Raw genomic sequence first — 17,047 nt, 5'->3', positions numbered from 1 at the left:
CGTGTGTTGAAAGAAAAACGGCCAATTCAAGATTGGCCGTTTTGCAGTTATTACCTTGGTTCGATAAACACAAGGCTATCAGGCGTTGGTCACCCGCAACAGTCTTATACGACGATTGTCCGCATTCAGAATCTGGAAGCAGAACTTATCGATAGAGACAGTTTCATTGCGCTTTGGAAGATGACCGAACTGCTGCATAACAATGCCGCCGATCGTATCAAACTCTTCATCGCTGAATTCAGTTTTGAAGTGTTCGTTAAAGTCTTCGATAGGCGTCAGTGCCTTAACGACAAACTCATCATTACCAAGCGGCTTGATAAAGCTATCTTCGTCGACATCGTATTCGTCTTCGATATCACCAACGATCTGTTCCAGAACGTCCTCGATGGTCACCAGTCCGGCAACACCGCCGTATTCATCAATGACGATAGCCATGTGATTGCGGTTGGTACGGAAGTCGTTCAGAAGCACATTCAGGCGCTTGCTTTCAGGCACGACGGCCGCATGGCGCAAATGGTTCTTGATATCGAAATTCTTGCGGTTGTCCTGAAGGATCAGGGGCAGAAGATCTTTGGCCAGCAAAATGCCGAGAATCTCATCCTTGGTATCCCCGATAACCGGAAAACGGGAGTGAGCGGACTCAATCACTTCCGGCAGAAACTGCTCTGGTGTTTCATCGGCATTGATGCACACCATCTGGGAGCGGGGGATCATTATCTCACGGACCTGCATTTCGGAAACCTGCAGGGCACCTTCAATAATACGGAGAGCTTCGCTGTCGAGCAGATCGCTGTGCTCAGCATCACGGAGCTGGGCAAGCAGCTCATCACGGGTCTGGGGGTCGCCGGAGAAAACGTGTTTCAGTTTCTCCAGCCAGGTTCGGTTGCCATTGCCCGGGTTGTCGTCAGCCATGGTCTTCTGTCTTGTCCTCGCTACTCGTTTCTAAATTATTTAAATAAGACGGATCGTAAGGATCCTTAAAGCCCAGTGATTGCATTATCCCTGTTTCCAGAGTTTCCATCACTTCGGCTTCATCATCTTCAATATGGTCATAGCCCAGCAGGTGCAGTGTGCCATGGATAATCATGTGCGCCCAGTGGGACTCAAGGGTTTTACCCTGTTCTGCAGCTTCCCGCTCAACGACTGGCGCACATATCACCAGATCGCCCAACAGTGGCAGGTTTAGTTCGGCAGGCAGATCGGAAGGGAAAGAGAGCACATTTGTAGCGTAATCCTTGTTACGCCACTCATTATTGAGCTCTCGCCCTTCTTCTGCATCGACGATAACAACGCTGATCTCAGCGTCATCTCGCTGGAAATCATCATCGGCAAGAACGGCAGCTGTCGCCCATTGGGTGAGCTGCGCCTCGGAAGGCAGGTTAACGCTTTCGCTGTTAACCTGCAGATCGATAAATACGTCCATCAGTTGTGGGAGCCTTTCCCCGCATGTGACTTGTTCACTGAGTTTTGCTCAGTGGCAGAGGTTAGCTGATCATGGCGATCATAGGCTTCTACAATGCGTTGAACGAGAGGGTGGCGAACCACGTCACGGGAGCTGAACTGGGTCATACCGATACCTGGAACGCCTTCCAGTACTTCCATGGCGTGGCGCAGACCGGAACGGACGTTGCGTGGCAGGTCGACCTGGGTAATGTCACCGGTAATCACGGCGGTAGAACCAAAGCCGATACGGGTCAGGAACATTTTCATCTGTTCCATAGTGGTGTTCTGGGATTCATCCAGAATGATGTAGGCGTTATTGAGTGTACGGCCACGCATGTAGGCGAGAGGCGCCACTTCAATCACGTTCTTTTCAATCAGACGGGTGACCCGGTCGAAGCCCAGCATTTCGTAGAGGGCATCGTAGAGAGGGCGCAGGTAAGGGTCGATTTTCTGGGATAGGTCGCCAGGCAGGAAGCCCAGCTTCTCACCGGCTTCAACCGCCGGACGCACCAGAAGAATACGTTGAATCTCTTCCTGTTCCAGTGCCTGAACCGCACAGGCAACCGCTAGATAGGTTTTACCGGTACCAGCTGGCCCAATACCAAAGTTGATATCGTTGCTGGTGATGGTTTTTACATACTGCTGCTGATTCTTGCCCCGAGGACGAACCAGCCCCTTGCGGGTGCGAATAACAATGTCCTGCTCTTCTTCAACAATTTGCGGCTCCATGCCACTTTCCTGCAGCAGCAGGTGCACCATCTCCGGGGTGAGATGGGTGTTCTCGGCGGTCTCGGCATAGAGACGCTCAATCAGTTCCTTGCCCGTCTGTACCGGTTCGTCTTCACCAGACAGGGTAAAGCTCTGGCCACGGTTGCTGACGCGGATACCCAGACGGTTTTCGATGTGTTTGAGGTGTTCATTGAACTGGCCGCAGAGTTCGGCGAAGCGACGGGCGTCGATCGGTTCCAGATCGAACTGAAGGGAGTCAGGTTGTGTGTTCAAAATTGATTATTCAGCCTGTGTTGCAGCTTTTCTCGCAAGCACTTTAAAGGATATATCGGTGCCGGCAGCTTGCAAAGCCAATCGGCAGGCTGGTCAATCCTCTTTCTGCGAGAGTTTTAGAAGGAGGGAACTATACCACCGGACGAATCCGGTGAGTAGACGGCGGTCAATCTACCGGCTTGGCCTTCATGCCATCCATACACAGGCGCAGGGAGGCTTTGATATCAAAACTGGCGCCTTGCGGAATGCCTTTATCCAGAATGTCATCGATCATCATCATGGCATGGCCATGAATCTGGGCCCAGCAGCTCTTGGCCATAAACCAGGCCGGGAAGCTATTGTTCAGGCTGCCCTGATTTATGGCTTTCTCGACCACCTCAACCAGAGCGGCAAAGGCGGCAGGTGGTACGCCATGCATAAATTCGGGCTTGCGCCATTCCGCCAGAGCCGGGCCAAACATCAAACGGTAAAGCTCAGGCTTCTCCCGGGCAAAATCCAGATAGTCCTCTGAACCAGCCATCAGGGCTTCAAAGGCGTCGGGATGATCTGCGGAACGTTGGCGAATACGCTGTTCCAGCCGCTTGAAACCTTCAACGGCCAGCGCCACCAAAAGCAGGTCTTTATTGGGAAAGTGCCGGTAAGGGGCGGTTTGGGAAACCCCCACATCACGGGCAATGGCGCGCATGCTGATTTTATCAGGGCCCACATTGTCCAGCTGCTTGAAGGCCGCACACAGCAGTGCTGCACGGAGATTTCCGTGATGGTATCGCTGGTGGGTTTCGGCGTTAGGGGGGATTTCTTCTTTGAGCATTGGCCGGACTGATTACGTGTATAGAGCTATTTTGGGAAGCAAAGTTGACGCTGTCAATATTGTTGACAGTGTTAACATTAATACCTAGAGTCCACCTCATAACATGAATAAAACCGCCTAAAACGGATAACAACAGCGCATGCGCATCTTTTCCTTTTCCCGTCGTTCTGGGGCCAGTTCCAACCATTTGTTCAAAAGCATGCTTTTAAAAGGCACGGCTATCGCAGCCGGCCTTGGTATGAGTCTGCCGCTGGTGACTTCTGTCCAGGCCAGTGAAGCTGTGACCCGTTCTGTGGAAGTGCAGACGGTCAGCTATCAGGAAACGGCTCGGCCTATCAGCATCAGCGCATTGCTGGCTTATAAATCCACCCAGAAACTGGCGTTCAAGGTTGGCGGGCCAGTCGCAGAAATCCTTGTTGAGGAAGGCGATGCGATCAAAAAAGGCCAGACCCTTGCCCGTCTGGATACCGAAGAGGTTCAGGCCCGCGTTCAGGAAGCGGAAGCCCGCTTTGAAAACGCCACCCGCAATGTTGAACGTCTGGAAAAACTGTATCGCAACAAGGTCGTCTCACTGGACCAGCTGCAGGATGCCGAAACCGAACTGGATGTGGCTCGCTCTCAGTTGAGCGTGGCACGTTTTAATTTGCGCTACTCCACCATTCAGGCTCCACAGGATGGCCGGATTATTCGCCGGATGATTGAGACCAGCGAGCTGGTGGCCCCAAATCAGGTGGCCTTTGTGCTGGCGGATGAATCCCGTGGCTGGATTATGCGCACCGGTTTATCCGACCGGAAGGTTGTGTTGATCAAACACGGCGATCCGGTTGAGGTTCGTTTCGATCCCTGGCCTTTAAAAGCCTTCAACGGAAAAGTGAGCGAGATCGCTGAGGCAGCGGAAGAGCGCTCCGGTCTGTTTGAGGTTGAGATTGCGCTGGATCCGGTGACAGAAATACGACTGCGTGATGGTTATGTTGGCCGTATCCACATCGAACCGGGCGTAAAAGAGCGTGTGGTGAAGCTTCCGGCACTGTCACTGGTATCTGCCATGAGCCCGCTGGGCACGGTTTACGTTCTGAACGACGACAACACAGTATCCTCCCGCTCCGTTCGTATTCACTATCTGGATGGTGGTGATGTTGCCATTTCCGGTGAGCTGCAGGATGGCGAACAGGTTGTCACCACCGGCGCAGCCTTCCTTGATCAGGGTGACAAGGTTCGTGTTGTTGGCGAAGGGGAAGGGTAAACACCATGCAGTTACCCCGTATAGCCATTAACAACTTCCAGTTCACGCTGGTTGTTCTGCTGTTGCTGATTTTGCTTGGGGCCGTGTCGCTGATGACCATGCCTCGCTCAGAAGATCCCCAGTTTGATTTTCCTGCGGCCATGGTGCGCGTGGTTTACCCCGGCACCAATCCGGTCGATATGGAAAAGCTGGTGCTGGATCCCATCGAAGAAGCCATTAAAGAGCTGGACGACATCAAGGAGCTGAAAGGTGACGTGGAAGACGGCCTGGCCGTTATCCGTGTCGAGTTTCTGTTTGGCTCGGACCCTGAAGAAAAATACGACGATGTGGTTTCAGAGGTCGCCAGAGTCCGAGAGGACTTGCCTGACGGTATTCAGTTCCTGTCTGTAGAAAAAATATCCCCCGCAGATGTCAACATCCTTCAAATCGCTCTGATGTCCGAAACCGCCAGCTATCACGAGTTGAAGCTGCAGGCTGAGGCTCTGGAGAAGAAGCTGGAACGGGTCAGTGGTGTTAAACGCGCTGATGTCGAGGCCCTGCCGGAGCAGCAGATTCATATTCGGGCTGATCTGTTAAAGATGCAGGCGTTGAATATCAGCCTGCAGGATCTGTTGAATGCAGTAAGAGCATCCAGTGTGAACCTGCCCGGCGGTCATGCACTGGCCGGTGAACGACGGATGACGGTAAGAACCAGTGGTGATTTCCGCGACCTGAATCAAATACGCAGAACCGCTGTCGTCTCTTCTCCGGCCAAGGTGATCTACGTCGAGGATATCGCTGCCGTTACCCAGGCGGATGCTTTGCCTTCCCATGAAGCCCGATACAACGGCCAACGCAGTGTTTTTGTCTCGGTTGTTCAGCGGAAGGGCAGCAATATTATGGCCGTGCTGGAAGGGCTGGATGAGGTTATCGATAACTTTGCTCCCAAGCTTCCGCAGGGTATGAGCCTGGCCTATGTCCACGATCAGGGCATCAGTGTTGATAAGCGGCTGAGTGACTTTATGAACAGTCTGCTGCTGGGTCTTGCTCTGGTGGCTGGTATTACCCTGATTGCCCTTGGTCTGCGCTCGGCCTTTGTGATCGTGATTGCCATACCCATGTCGGTGGTGATTGCCCTCGGCTGGGTGGACCTTGCCGGGTTTGGTTTGCAGCAGATGTCGATCGTTGGGCTGGTTATCGCTCTCGGTTTGCTGGTGGATAACGCGATTGTAGTGACGGAAAACGTTGGTCGCTTCCTTCGTGGAGGGCATGACCGGCAGACCGCAGCCATGGAAGGTGCCAGTCAGGTCGGCTGGGCAGTCAGTAGTGGTACATTGACGACCATGCTCGCCTTTATGCCGATGTTGTTACTGCAAACCGGTGCGGGAACCTTTGTACGTTCCATGCCCGTAACAGTGGTACTGACGCTGCTGGCTTCTCTGCTGATCGCTCTTAGCCTGACGCCTCTGATGGCCAGCCGCTTCTTCCCTACCAATGTGAAGAAGGAACCAAAGCTTCTGCAGTGGATTGAGCAATTGTCCCAAGGGCCTTATGCCCGTTCTCTGGCTGGTGCACTCGGCCGTCCATGGCTGGTGTTGATTATCTCGATTGCGATGTTTGCCGGCAGTTTGAGTCTGCTGCCAATGGTTGGTGTCAGCATGTTCCCCAAAGCCGACAAGCCAATGGTTTTGGTGAATATTGATGCGCCGGAGAATTCCAGCTTTGAGCAGACCAAAAGCCTGGCGCTGGATGTTGAAGATATCCTGAGCCGTTATCCGCAGGTTGTGTCTGTTACGACCAATATCGGCAAGGGTAACCCGCGGATTTTCTATAACGAGATTCCTAAACGTCAGGTGCCTTCTTACGCTCAGCTGCTGGTGCAGATTGAGAGTGGCGATGATATTTATCGGGGCGATTTTGTCTCCAGTGTGCGGGAAGACTTCGCTGCCTTCCCCGGCGCCAAGGTTACGGTTAAAGAATTGCTGCAGGGCCCTCCTTACGAAGCACCTATTTCCATCCGTGTCTTGAGTGATGATCTTGCTTTGCTGCGCAGTCAGGCCGAGCTGGTTGCCAAGACCATGGAAAGCATCGAGGGAACAGTCAGCGTTGATAACCCGCTGGCGCACCGGAAGATTGATATGCACGTGAATATCAATCGTGAGAAGGCGGCTATGTTTGGCGTGCCGATCAATGCCATTGACCAGGCTATTCGCGCCAGCCTCGTTGGTGTGAATGCCGGACAGTTCCGTGATGAGAGTGGTGAGGATTATCCGATTCTGGTGAAGTCTTTGGGGGAGGCTCAGCCCCAGGTCGATGATTTTGAAAACATGATGATTCGCTCCACCAATGGTGCGTTGGTACCGCTGCCTCAGTTAGCCAGTTTTGAGCTGCGTGATGCGCTGGCGCGTCTGCAGCATCACGACACTGAGCGTATGTCCCGGGTGACGTCAGATGTGTCACCTGGTTATCAGGCTGAAGCAGTTACCAATCAGTTGATTGTTGAGCTGGAGAGTCTGGAGTGGCCTGAAGGTGTCAGCTATCAGGTGGGTGGTGAGCAGGAGAAGCGTAAAGAGTCCTTCGGCGGTATGGGGCAGGTGGTACTGGTTGCTCTGATGGGGATCTTTGCTGTGCTGGTGCTGCAGTTTAAATCCTTTACCCAGCCGGCCATCATATTTGCGGCAATCCCGTTTGCCATGACTGGCTCTATCCTGGCTCTGCTGTTCACCGGCAATACCTTCTCCTTTACCGCTCTGGTGGGTTTAACCTCGCTGGTCGGTATCGTGGTGAACAACTCCATCATCCTGGTGGATTATGCCAACCAGCTGCGTCGTGGCGGACATAAGCTCAAGGATGCTGTGATCGAAGCTGCGGTTACACGTCTGCTGCCAATTATCCTGACCACGCTGACTACCATCGGTGGGCTATTGCCACTGACACTGGGTAACTCGTCCATGTGGGCGCCAATGGGCTGGAGTATCATTGGTGGCCTGGTGGTTTCAACTGTACTGACTCTGTTTGTCGTACCGGTGCTTTATCTGCTCTTTACACCGAAAAGAGGCTAGTTCATGACTAATAAAAATTTGAAAACGCTGCTCGATGAAATGGAGCGAGTCTCTGAGAAAGGATCCAAGCAGCAGGTCTTTACTGCAGAGGTGACCTCCAACTGGACGCAGGGGCGTGCCTGTTTTGGTGGCCTGCAGGGGGCGCTGGCAACCAGAGCCATGCGACTTTCACTGGATGAAGATATCCCTCTACGCAGTCTGCAGGTGAGCTTTATTGGTCCGATTGCTGTCGGTGGTATTGAGATTCTGGTGCGAATACTGCGTCAGGGGCGCAATGTGACTCAGGTGCAGGCGGAAATTATTCAGGATGCCAAAACCTGCTGCATTATTACTGCTTGTTTTGGTGTTCCCAGGATGTCCAGTATTCAGGTCGAGAGTGAAGCCTTCCCTGAAGGTGTTGCCGGCCCTGATGGTCTGGTTGATCTGCCCTACCTGAAAGGTCTCACTCCCGAGTTTACCGCTCAGTACCATATGCGCTGGGGAATTGGTGGTGTGCCGTTTACCCGCCAGAAGGGCAACTCGACCGGTATCTGGGCCAGGCAGAGGGAAGAGAGCGAAGAGATCACTTCGATCGAAGATCTGATTATGTTTGCGGATCTTCCTCCGACACCGGCATTGTCAAAGCTTGCCAAGCCGGCGCAGGCCAGTTCGCTGACCTGGATGCTGGAGATTCTTGAAGATGATTTTGTCGCCCGGAATGATGACTGGTGGTTTATTCACACGACAGTTGATCATTACAGTCATGGCTATGGTCAGCAGCAGTACACCATTTACAGCCCGGACAAAAAAGCGGTTGCACTTGGACGACAGGTTGTCACTGTTTTTGATTGATACCCTTCTATAAAATAAAGCTCTGGTTCAGGAACAACCTCCGGGTCAGAGCTTTATACCCTCTATGCGTTTCTTGATTTAATTCTCATTTTTCAATGCCGACTAGATGAGAGATCTAAGAGACTGTGCATGTTTTGTGATTTTGAGCACGACAACAAAACATCAACAGGCCCTAGAATACCTCTCGAAGTACTGACCTGTTTGTAGTCTGGGGCTGGGATGAAACGGCTTTACAACTTTTTTGACTATGATGTCGCCGTTATCGCGGTTTTATCGATCGTCGTGGTCTTTTTAGCCACAGAGTTCGAGCTGTTCGATCAGTTTTATCAGTATTCCAAAAATAATCCTCATCTTCGGCTGGACGAGCTGGCCGCCCTTCTCATTATTCTTTCTCTGGTCTTTATCTTTATCGGTGTTCGTAAATGGTTTGATGCCAAGAAAGCCTATATGCAGCTGGAAGAAGCTCTGGAAGAGCGGGAAGATGCACTGGAAAAGGCTCGGGAACTGGCGCGTTGTGATGAAGTGACCGGACTGCTAAACCGTAAGGGGTGTCTGGAATACCTGCACGACAGTCTGGTGCGGGCCAGCCGGAGTGACTGTAAGACAGCTTTGATGCTGGTGGATATTGATCGCTTTAAAGTGATCAATGATCACTACGGGCATAAAGAAGGCGACAAACTCTTAACTCAGTTTGGACAGCGCATGCAGAGCCTGCTGAGACAGACTGACTATGTTGCGCGAACAGGTGGCGATCAGTTTGCCGTTATCCTGAACCATCTGGCTGATTACTCTGGTGCGGCCCGGGTTGCACGCAAGATTCTGGATAGCCTCGATGCGCCGTTTGATGTACGCGAGGAATCTACAAACCTGACCTGTAGTATCGGTATCTCCGTGTCCCCCCAGGACAGCAGTGAATGTTCCCAGCTGATGCATGATGCCGATCTGGCCATGTATCAGGCCAAGGCCAGTGGCCGCAGCACCTATAAGTTCTACACCAGCGTGTTGCAGGCTGAAGTCGTTGGCAAACTTGCGCTGGAGAAGGAGCTTCGGGAAGCGATCAAGAATGAAGAGCTTGAGCCATGGTTCCAGCCTCAGTATGAGCTGAAGACCCTTAAGCTCATTGGCTTTGAAGCGCTGGTCCGCTGGAATCACCCTACACGGGGTGTTTTGCCTCCGGGTAAATTTATTGATCTGGCAGAAGAGACCGGCCTGATCATCAATATTGGTGAGATCGTGCTGGAGAAGGCCTGTGCACATCTGAAGACTATGCAGAAGATGTCCAGCCAGTCTCTGAAGATGTCGATTAACCTCTCCCCGCGTCAGCTGGAGAGCGACAATCTGGTGCCGTTTATCAAGCGAATCGTGACCAAGAACTGCATCGATCCGCGTAATGTGGTTCTGGAAATCACCGAAAACCTGCTTCTGCAGAAGACTCGAGAAGTTCTCGATACCCTGGCACAGCTGAAGAGTATGGGTATCCGGATTGCACTGGACGACTTTGGTACAGGCTACTCAGCTATCGCTTATCTGCAGCAGTTCCACTTTGACCAGATCAAGATCGACCGCAGCTTTATTCAGCATGCCCACGAGAATGGCAAGGATATACGCTTGGTGAAGCTGATGCTGGGTATTGCGACTCACCTGGGTATGGATATTGTTGCGGAAGGCATTGAAGTTAACGAGCAGCTGTCAGCTCTGCGCGATCTGGATTGCCCGCTGGGGCAGGGTTATCTGTTCAGTAAACCGGTGATCTTCTCCGATGCCGAGAAACTGATTCTCAAAAACGAAGAACATATCAAGACTGTTCCGGAAGAAGACGAGGCAGAACGCTCGCTTACCGTAGCTCTGGCAGGATAAATAGAGACTGAACGTAAAAGGCCCCGGTTTAACAGCAGTTAAACCGGGGCCTTTTTTATAAGGCTTTTAATCAGGCAACAGCGGCAGCGGTGCGGAAGCCCGGCCAGTTGCCGTCCAGTTCGGAAACAACCAGCACGCCACGCAGACTGTGTGGCAGAGCTTCGCCAATCTCCACATCAGCAAAGTGGCCGATCAGACGTGGGTTATCACACTGGAAGTTGACCACGCGGTTGCACTCGGTCCGACCCTGCAGCTGGCCCGGGTCTTTCTTGGAGAAACCGGTCACCAGAATACGCTGGGTAGAGCCCACCATACGACGGCTGATCTGCATGACCTGCTGATCGATACGGGTTTGCAGAATTTTCAGACGCTGCTTCTTGGTCTCTTCAGTCACATCATCCGCATAATCAACAGCCGGAGTGCCAGGGCGCTTGCTGTAGATAAAGCTGAAGGAGGCATCAAAGCCAACTTCGGCGATTAGGTTCATGGTGTCTTCAAAGTCCTGATCGGTCTCGCCCGGGAAGCCGACGATAAAGTCAGAAGACATTTTCAGATCAGGGCGAATAGCCAACAGACGGTTGATCTTGTCCAGATAAACGTCAGTGGTGTGCTCACGCTTCATGGCGGCCAGAATATTGTTGGAACCACTCTGAACCGGCAGATGCAGATGGCTGACCAGTTCCGGTACTTCGCCATAAACATTGATCAGGCTGTCGGAAAACTCCAGCGGATGGGATGTAGTGAAACGAATACGGTCAATGCCGTCGATCGCTGCTACAACAGTAATCAGCTCGGCCAGATCGACAGTGCTGGTATCGTCGGAACCATCATGGCGTGCACCCTGATAGGCATTCACGTTCTGACCCAGCAGGTTGATTTCGCGAACACCCTGTTCGGCCAGGCCGACACATTCCGCGATCACGTCATCAAACGGACGGCTCACTTCCGGGCCACGGGTAAACGGTACGATGCAGTAGGTGCAGTATTTGCTGCAGCCTTCCATAATGGATACGAACGCGCTTGGGCCATCAACACTTGGTTCTGGCAGGTTGTCGAACTTCTCGATCTCCGGGAAGGTCACATCGACAACAGGGATGCCATTGCTCTTGGTGGCATCAATCATTTCCGGAACACGGTGCAGAGTCTGAGGGCCAAACACCATATCAACGAAGCCGGCACGCTTGCGAATGGCTTCACCTTCCTGACTGGCTACACAGCCGCCCACACCAATCACCAGGTTCGGGTTCTGCTCCTTGAGCTTTCTCCAGCGACCCAGCTGGTGGAACAGTTTTTCCTGAGCTTTTTCACGCACAGAGCAGGTGTTGACCAGCAGGACATCAGCTTCTTCAGGGTTGTCCGTCAGCTCCAGTTCATGGGTTTCACCGAGCAGGTCTGCAATGCGTGCAGAGTCGTACTCATTCATCTGGCAACCGTGGGTCTTGATGTAAAGCTTCTTTGTAGCCATGCGCTATCGATATCACCTTGTCTAAAACCAAGCAGGCAGGGTGTGTTAGTAGTTGCTAACCCAAAAGCTCTGCGTGAAAACGGAGCATTATAATCGCCGTAAACCTGCGTGCCTAGCTGCGCTTTGTCTGAAAGGGATGGGCAAAAGTCCCTGTAAATTGTCAGGTTATCCCGATAGGAGTAGGTATCTGAAAGAGGATTCAGGAGCCTGAGGCGGCTCCTGAGCTAGTTCTTGAGATGGCACTTGAGGTGTGGCTTATTGAGCCTGCAGGGTGATGGAGTTGTCCTGCACACTGATATTGTCGCCATTGATGACGATCTTACCGGTCAGTGCATTGTTCTGGTAAGTCAGCTTGATCTCACCGGAAAGCACGCCCGGTACCGAGCTCTGGTTGGTCCACTTGAAGCTCAGCGTCTCATTAATACAGGCCGGTGGCTGGTGAGGGCGGCCCTGCTGACCATTGGGCCTGAATGGTCTGTGATGTGGTCTGTTGTGATGTGGTGGGCCAGCAAACTGAAAGGCTGCGGCATTGCCGTTATTCAGCACAAAACCATCAAAATCCTGATGCTCTTTTTCGCAATCTGCATCGGGCAGTGCGGTGTTGCGGCTGTCCATCAAAGGCTGACCGTGGGGACGCTTATGATGGGGGCGATTCGGAACCACTGTGTACTCTTTTTTCTGACTGGCATCATTGATGCGAAGAATGGGGCGCCCGTGAATAGTGGTTAGGGTTAATGAAATGTGGCGATCATCTTCGATCACGCCGGTTAATTTGTATATGTTGTCCGGAATATTACAGGCCGGACGTTTGTGACAGGCGCTGGCGGAGCCGGATGCCATTAAACCGGCAGTCAGGGCAATACACGGAAGGAGCTTGAATGTGGAAGATGAGAAACTGCCATTGGGCTGAGTTCTGAGCATGATACGTCCCTATATCTGGATGCGTCAGGAAAAGTATAGGCAGGCTGTTTTGATTTAATGGATGCGCAACCAGGATATACGTGGCTGTTCGACTCCCAGAAGCCTGATCAGGAAGGACTTCCAGCGTTGGATATTCAGCTTGGGTGTTGTGTACTCCTCCAGAGTGACCCTGTCTGAGGGCAGATGTTGTGCCCAGAGTTGCAGGCCAGAAGGGCTGACGACCGAGTGATCAGAGAGAAAGCTGCCGACGGAGTTTCGGGTTTCTTCTCTATGGGTGAGCAACCAGCGGGCCAGTGCAGCAGTTGGAGCCAGCGAAGCTGTAGCAATCATATAGGAAGGCAGGGTCTCGGCCAGAATATGGCTGTTGTGGAAGGCGGTGGCCAGTTGAGAAAACACGGTGTGAGCCTGCTCTTCATCCAGATAAGGCAGAATGCCTTCAAGAGTAAACAGAACCCCTTCCTTTGGGATTTGATCAAACCATTCTGTACTGATGATATCGCCAGCAATCATCTGGTGATCCTGCCCAAGTTCTGTGCGCTGATAGATGGCTTGCTTCAGCTGAGTGACTGCCTGCAGATCGACCTCGATGATGGTTTTGAAGTAACGGTGGTATCGCAATGGGCGACTGTCAAAACCCGAGGCTAGTGCAACCAGCGTATCTGGCGGCTCCGGAAGGCTAAGAATCCTTTCCAGCATCTGATCAAACAGACTGCTCCGATGACGAATGTAATCACCGGCTCGCGGGTCGCGACCTATCTGTTTGCTGAGCTCCGCCAGGTGAGGGTGCTGGGTGATCAGATCCTCAAACATTCTCTCCGCATACTTGTCATGCAGGTCATCCGTTTCCACAGAGGCCTTGTGAATCAGGCTGATAAAAGCCGTTTGCATCAATGGATCGTGGATCATCTCTTCAACAGGCGTTGCTGAAGCCAGCCACGTGTTTGTTATCAGGAAAATGAAAACCACCAGATTCCCGAAATTCCGGAGCGGGGAGAGGTTCATAGTGATACAGAACAGAAGAAAAGGGACTGAGCTTTGGTGAGAATGCCGGATTTTTCAAGCTGAGCGGGCGAGTTGGCTGATCGGTTTTGCACGGTGGCCGAAAATGACTGTCTGAGATTCAAGGGTGTCAGTGACAAGAAAATTGTCTTCGCTAGAATGCCTCGTAATAAAAACAAAAGATTTTTATGTGGAGTCATGCATGCGTTACTGGAACAGCTGGGGGCACGATAACACCGAGAAGCCACCACTCACAGAGTCAGCCCTGACTTTTGTTCGTGAGACTCTGGGAGATAGTCAGCCACTTCCGGAAGCCACTCTGGAAGAGGTATGCAAGCAGGTTCCAGAATCCCGCCTTCCCGATCATGCCCTGATCGATAAGTCTGCAGAGGTTCGTGTTCGTCACGCCCGTGGTCAGTCCCTGCCGGACTGGATTGCCATGAAGAGCGGTGACTTCGGCTGTTTCCCTGATGGTGTCGCCTGCCCGGAAACACCGGAACAGATTCGCGAGCTGCTGGAGCTGTCCCGGGAAAAAGACTTTATTGTGATTCCTTACGGTGGCGGTACCAGTGTTGCCGGTCATATCAATCCTCAGCAGCAGGATAAAGCCGTTCTGACTCTCAGTCTGGAGCGCATGACCCGTCTTCTGGATCTTAATGAAGAAAGCCAGATTGCCACCTTCGGTCCGGGAACGCCTGGCCCTATGGTCGAAGCACAGCTGGCCAGCCGCGGTTATACCCTTGGTCATTATCCACAGTCGTTTGAACTGTCCACCATTGGTGGCTGGGTTGCCAGTCGTTCCAGTGGTCAGCAGTCCCTGCGTTATGGTCGTATCGAGCAAATGTTTGCCGGTGGTCGTCTGGAAACCTTTGATGGCACCATGGATATCCCGACCATTCCTGCCTCATCGGCCGGTCCGGATCTTCGTGAAGTTGTGCTGGGTTCCGAAGGACGCTTCGGCGTTATTTCCGAGGTTAAGGTGCGGGTTACCCGCGCCCCGGAAAAAGAAGAGTTCATCGTCGTTTATTTCCCGAACTGGGAGAAGGCTTACCAGTTCTGCCGCGAAGCGACGCAACAAAAGATTCAGCTCTCCATGCTGCGTGCTTCCAATGCCGTGGAAACCTGGAGCCAGTTAAAGCTGGCCGGTCATGATGATCTGGTCGCCTGGCTGGAGCGTTACCTGCGTCTGCGTGGTGTTGATGAAGGCAAATGCATGGTGACTTTCGGTATTACCGGCAACAAGATTCAGGTGATGGCCGCCCGTGGTCAGGTGCATAAATTAATCCGCAGTTATGGCGGTGTTGGCATGACCGGTCTGGGGCCAAAGGTCGGACGTCTCTGGGAGAAAGGTCGCTTCCGCTATCCGTATTTGCGGGAGAATCTATGGAAGCACGGCTACGCTGTGGATACCCTCGAAACCAGTGTTAACTGGGACAAAACCAATACCACGATTGATGGTATTGAAAACTCCCTGAGAACCGCTCTGGAAGACGAAGGTGAAGTCGTGCATTGCTTCACTCACCTTTCCCATGTGTATACCCAGGGTTCCAGTATTTACACCACCTACCTGTTCCGTATGGGCAAAACCCATGAGGAAACGCTGGCGCGCTGGAACAAGCTGAAGAAGGCCTGCTCCATTGCCGTTGTTGAGCATGGCGGTACGATCAGCCATCAGCATGGTGTTGGTCGTGATCACGCTCCTTATCTCAAGCATGAGAAAGGACCGCTGGGTATGGCTGCGCTGTATAGCCTGAGCGAACACTTTGATCCTGATCAGCGCCTGAATCCCGGTGGTCTTCTGGAAGAAATCACCGAGAACGAGAAAAGCACGGAAGGTGCTCTCTGATGAGTGATCTGGCGAAGGCAGCCGGACAGGAGTGGGATGTTATCGTCGTCGGCGGTGGCATAACCGGAGCGGGCATTCTTCGTGAAGCCGCCCGCTGTGGCCTGAAGGCACTGCTGCTTGAGCAGAAAGATTACGCCTGGGGAACTTCCAGCCGTTCATCCAAGATGGTTCATGGCGGCCTTCGTTATATTGCCCAAGGTCAGATTCGCGTGACCAAAGAGTCTGTTCAGGAGCGGGAGCGCCTGCTTAAAGAAGCGCCTGGGCTGGTGAACCTCGGCAGTTTTGCCATGCCGCACTATGAAGGTAAGTTTCCCGGCCCGCTGGCATTTGGCACTTTGCTGAATGTTTATGACTTTCTGGCTGGCAAGCGTGCCCACCGGTTTGAGAGTCAGACGACAGTTGATCACAATCTGATTCCCGGTCTCCGTCAGGAAGGCCTGAAAGGGGCGACTCTGTTTCGGGATGCAATTGTCGATGATGCCCGTCTGGTTATGCGTACCCTCGATGAAGCCACTCAGGACGGCGCAACAGCGCTGAACTACTGTAAAGTTGCCAGTCTGATTAAAGACAGCGGTCGTGTTTGTGGTGTTGTAGTCAATCAGGGCGAGAACTCTCACTCCATTGCTGCCCGGGTGGTTATCAGCGCGACCGGAGCCTGGAGTGATAATCTGCGTAAGGATGTTGGGCAGGAGCCAGTAGTGCGGCCACTACGTGGCAGCCATCTGGTATTGCCAGCATGGCGTCTGCCGGTGGCTCAGGCCTGTTGCTTTATGCACCCGGACGATAAGCGTCCGGTGTTTGTCTTCCCTTGGGAGGGGGCAACGGTAATCGGAACCACAGATCTGGATCATACCACCAGTCTTGATGACGAGCCGGTGATCAGTGCGGAAGAAGTGGAATATCTGCTGAAGGCAGCCAACAGTGAGTTTCCTTCAGCGAATGTTCAGCGTGAAGATATTGTCTCCAGTTGGTCTGGTGTCCGCCCTGTGATCAGCAGCGGCAAGGATATTGATCCGTCCAAAGAGAATCGGGAACACGCGATCTGGGACGACAGTGGGTTAATATCCGTTTGTGGCGGTAAGCTGACTACGTTTCGACTGATTTCCCGTGAAGCTCTGGAGATGGCCAGCAGTTATCTTCCCGGATATACCGTTCCGGCTGTCGAGAATAATGCCGTTCTTTTTAATAGCCCGGAAACACCCCCTGATGACACTCGCTTTCTGGCGCTAGGCGCTGATCTTCAAAACCGCCTGAGCGGTCGTTATGGCGTGCGCCTGCCGGAGATGCTGGTGCTTGCCGGGGATGAAGACTTTGAACGGGTTGGTGTGACCGACTTTCTCTGGCTGGAGCTGCGTTGGGCTGCCAAAGCGGAACAGGTGAAGCATCTTGATGACCTGCTGTTGCGCCGCACCCGTATTGGCAACCTTCTGCCCGATGGCGGTCGCGAGCTGTTTGATCGTATTAAAACCGTAATGTTGAATGATGCCGGCTGGAATGAGAGCCAGTGGCAGAGCGAGCTGGAGCGTTATCAGGGTCTCTGGCGGCAGGCTTATAGTATCTGAGTGAAAGTCTGCCGGATGGCAACCTG

Annotated in this window: 13 protein-coding genes; 6 read left to right on the top strand and 7 right to left on the bottom strand. The window is 52.8% G+C overall.

Annotation, left to right across the window (positions count from 1 at the left end; genetic code table 11):
* Positions 1-78: 78 nt before the first annotated feature.
* The 4 genes from EHSB41UT_RS16780 to EHSB41UT_RS16765 all read right to left on the bottom strand — a co-directional run bounded on the left by EHSB41UT_RS16780 (position 79) and on the right by EHSB41UT_RS16765 (position 3,256).
* Positions 79-912, bottom strand: a complete 834-nt coding sequence (locus EHSB41UT_RS16780; RefSeq protein ID WP_087111949.1) for an HlyC/CorC family transporter — start codon at positions 910-912, stop codon at positions 79-81.
* Positions 905-1,423: an rRNA maturation RNase YbeY gene (gene ybeY, locus EHSB41UT_RS16775; protein ID WP_087111947.1), complete on the bottom strand. Its 519-nt coding sequence runs from the start codon at positions 1,421-1,423 to the stop codon at positions 905-907. Before ybeY ends, EHSB41UT_RS16780 begins: the two co-directional genes overlap by 8 nt.
* Entirely contained in the window at positions 1,423-2,445 is a 1,023-nt protein-coding gene (locus EHSB41UT_RS16770; protein ID WP_087111945.1) for a PhoH family protein, read from the bottom strand. The genes ybeY and EHSB41UT_RS16770 overlap by 1 nt, the downstream gene beginning before the upstream one ends.
* 166 nt (positions 2,446-2,611) lie before the next feature.
* Positions 2,612-3,256 (bottom strand): TetR/AcrR family transcriptional regulator, encoded by a 645-nt coding sequence (locus EHSB41UT_RS16765; protein WP_087111943.1) that lies wholly within the window; start codon positions 3,254-3,256, stop codon positions 2,612-2,614.
* A gap of 139 nt (positions 3,257-3,395) precedes the next feature.
* On the opposite strand from EHSB41UT_RS16765, the gene EHSB41UT_RS16760 reads away from it, so the two are divergent.
* From EHSB41UT_RS16760 to EHSB41UT_RS16745, 4 genes are all read left to right on the top strand, one after another.
* A complete protein-coding gene (locus EHSB41UT_RS16760) occupies positions 3,396-4,499 on the top strand; it encodes an efflux RND transporter periplasmic adaptor subunit (protein ID WP_087111941.1) in 1,104 nt (367 codons plus the stop codon).
* A 5-nt stretch (positions 4,500-4,504) separates the two neighbouring features.
* Entirely contained in the window at positions 4,505-7,540 is a 3,036-nt protein-coding gene (locus tag EHSB41UT_RS16755) for an efflux RND transporter permease subunit (protein ID WP_087111939.1), read from the top strand.
* Positions 7,541-7,543: 3 nt separating this feature from the next.
* Complete coding sequence (locus tag EHSB41UT_RS16750) at positions 7,544-8,371, top strand: acyl-CoA thioesterase (protein ID WP_087111937.1); 828 nt, start codon at positions 7,544-7,546, stop codon at positions 8,369-8,371.
* A gap of 219 nt (positions 8,372-8,590) precedes the next feature.
* A complete protein-coding gene (locus EHSB41UT_RS16745) occupies positions 8,591-10,228 on the top strand; it encodes a putative bifunctional diguanylate cyclase/phosphodiesterase (protein ID WP_087111936.1) in 1,638 nt (545 codons plus the stop codon).
* Between the two features lie 70 nt (positions 10,229-10,298).
* Here the strand turns inward: EHSB41UT_RS16745 and miaB are convergent, their stop codons facing one another.
* From miaB to EHSB41UT_RS16730, 3 genes are all read right to left on the bottom strand, one after another.
* Complete coding sequence (miaB, locus tag EHSB41UT_RS16740; protein ID WP_087111934.1) at positions 10,299-11,693, bottom strand: tRNA (N6-isopentenyl adenosine(37)-C2)-methylthiotransferase MiaB; 1,395 nt, start codon at positions 11,691-11,693, stop codon at positions 10,299-10,301.
* 255 nt (positions 11,694-11,948) lie between these two features.
* Entirely contained in the window at positions 11,949-12,614 is a 666-nt protein-coding gene (locus EHSB41UT_RS16735; RefSeq protein ID WP_087111932.1) for a hypothetical protein, read from the bottom strand.
* Between the two features lie 54 nt (positions 12,615-12,668).
* A complete protein-coding gene (locus EHSB41UT_RS16730) occupies positions 12,669-13,580 on the bottom strand; it encodes a class I SAM-dependent methyltransferase (protein WP_165767301.1) in 912 nt (303 codons plus the stop codon).
* Positions 13,581-13,815: 235 nt separating this feature from the next.
* Between EHSB41UT_RS16730 and EHSB41UT_RS16725 the strand changes: the two genes are divergently transcribed.
* Complete coding sequence (locus EHSB41UT_RS16725) at positions 13,816-15,459, top strand: FAD-binding oxidoreductase (protein WP_087111928.1); 1,644 nt, start codon at positions 13,816-13,818, stop codon at positions 15,457-15,459.
* A complete protein-coding gene (locus EHSB41UT_RS16720; RefSeq protein WP_087111926.1) occupies positions 15,459-17,021 on the top strand; it encodes a glycerol-3-phosphate dehydrogenase/oxidase in 1,563 nt (520 codons plus the stop codon). Before EHSB41UT_RS16725 ends, EHSB41UT_RS16720 begins: the two co-directional genes overlap by 1 nt.
* The last annotated feature ends 26 nt before the right edge of the window (positions 17,022-17,047 follow it).

This window comes from Parendozoicomonas haliclonae (assembly GCF_900174585.1).
GTDB classification, from domain to species: domain Bacteria; phylum Pseudomonadota; class Gammaproteobacteria; order Pseudomonadales; family Endozoicomonadaceae; genus Sansalvadorimonas; species Sansalvadorimonas haliclonae.
The sequence above is the reverse complement of the archived record's forward strand: the minus strand, read 5'-3'. Positions and strand labels throughout refer to the sequence as shown.

Coding starts and splice junctions, on each gene's coding strand:
- EHSB41UT_RS16780 (WP_087111949.1), bottom strand. CDS start 912: ATGGCTGACGACAACCCGGGCAATGGCAACCGAACCTGGCTGGAGAAA.
- ybeY (WP_087111947.1), bottom strand. CDS start 1,423: ATGGACGTATTTATCGATCTGCAGGTTAACAGCGAAAGCGTTAACCTG.
- EHSB41UT_RS16765 (WP_087111943.1), bottom strand. CDS start 3,256: ATGCTCAAAGAAGAAATCCCCCCTAACGCCGAAACCCACCAGCGATAC.
- EHSB41UT_RS16760 (WP_087111941.1), top strand. CDS start 3,396: ATGCGCATCTTTTCCTTTTCCCGTCGTTCTGGGGCCAGTTCCAACCAT.
- EHSB41UT_RS16755 (WP_087111939.1), top strand. CDS start 4,505: ATGCAGTTACCCCGTATAGCCATTAACAACTTCCAGTTCACGCTGGTT.
- EHSB41UT_RS16750 (WP_087111937.1), top strand. CDS start 7,544: ATGACTAATAAAAATTTGAAAACGCTGCTCGATGAAATGGAGCGAGTC.
- EHSB41UT_RS16745 (WP_087111936.1), top strand. CDS start 8,591: ATGAAACGGCTTTACAACTTTTTTGACTATGATGTCGCCGTTATCGCG.
- miaB (WP_087111934.1), bottom strand. CDS start 11,693: ATGGCTACAAAGAAGCTTTACATCAAGACCCACGGTTGCCAGATGAAT.
- EHSB41UT_RS16735 (WP_087111932.1), bottom strand. CDS start 12,614: ATGCTCAGAACTCAGCCCAATGGCAGTTTCTCATCTTCCACATTCAAG.
- EHSB41UT_RS16725 (WP_087111928.1), top strand. CDS start 13,816: ATGCGTTACTGGAACAGCTGGGGGCACGATAACACCGAGAAGCCACCA.
- EHSB41UT_RS16720 (WP_087111926.1), top strand. CDS start 15,459: ATGAGTGATCTGGCGAAGGCAGCCGGACAGGAGTGGGATGTTATCGTC.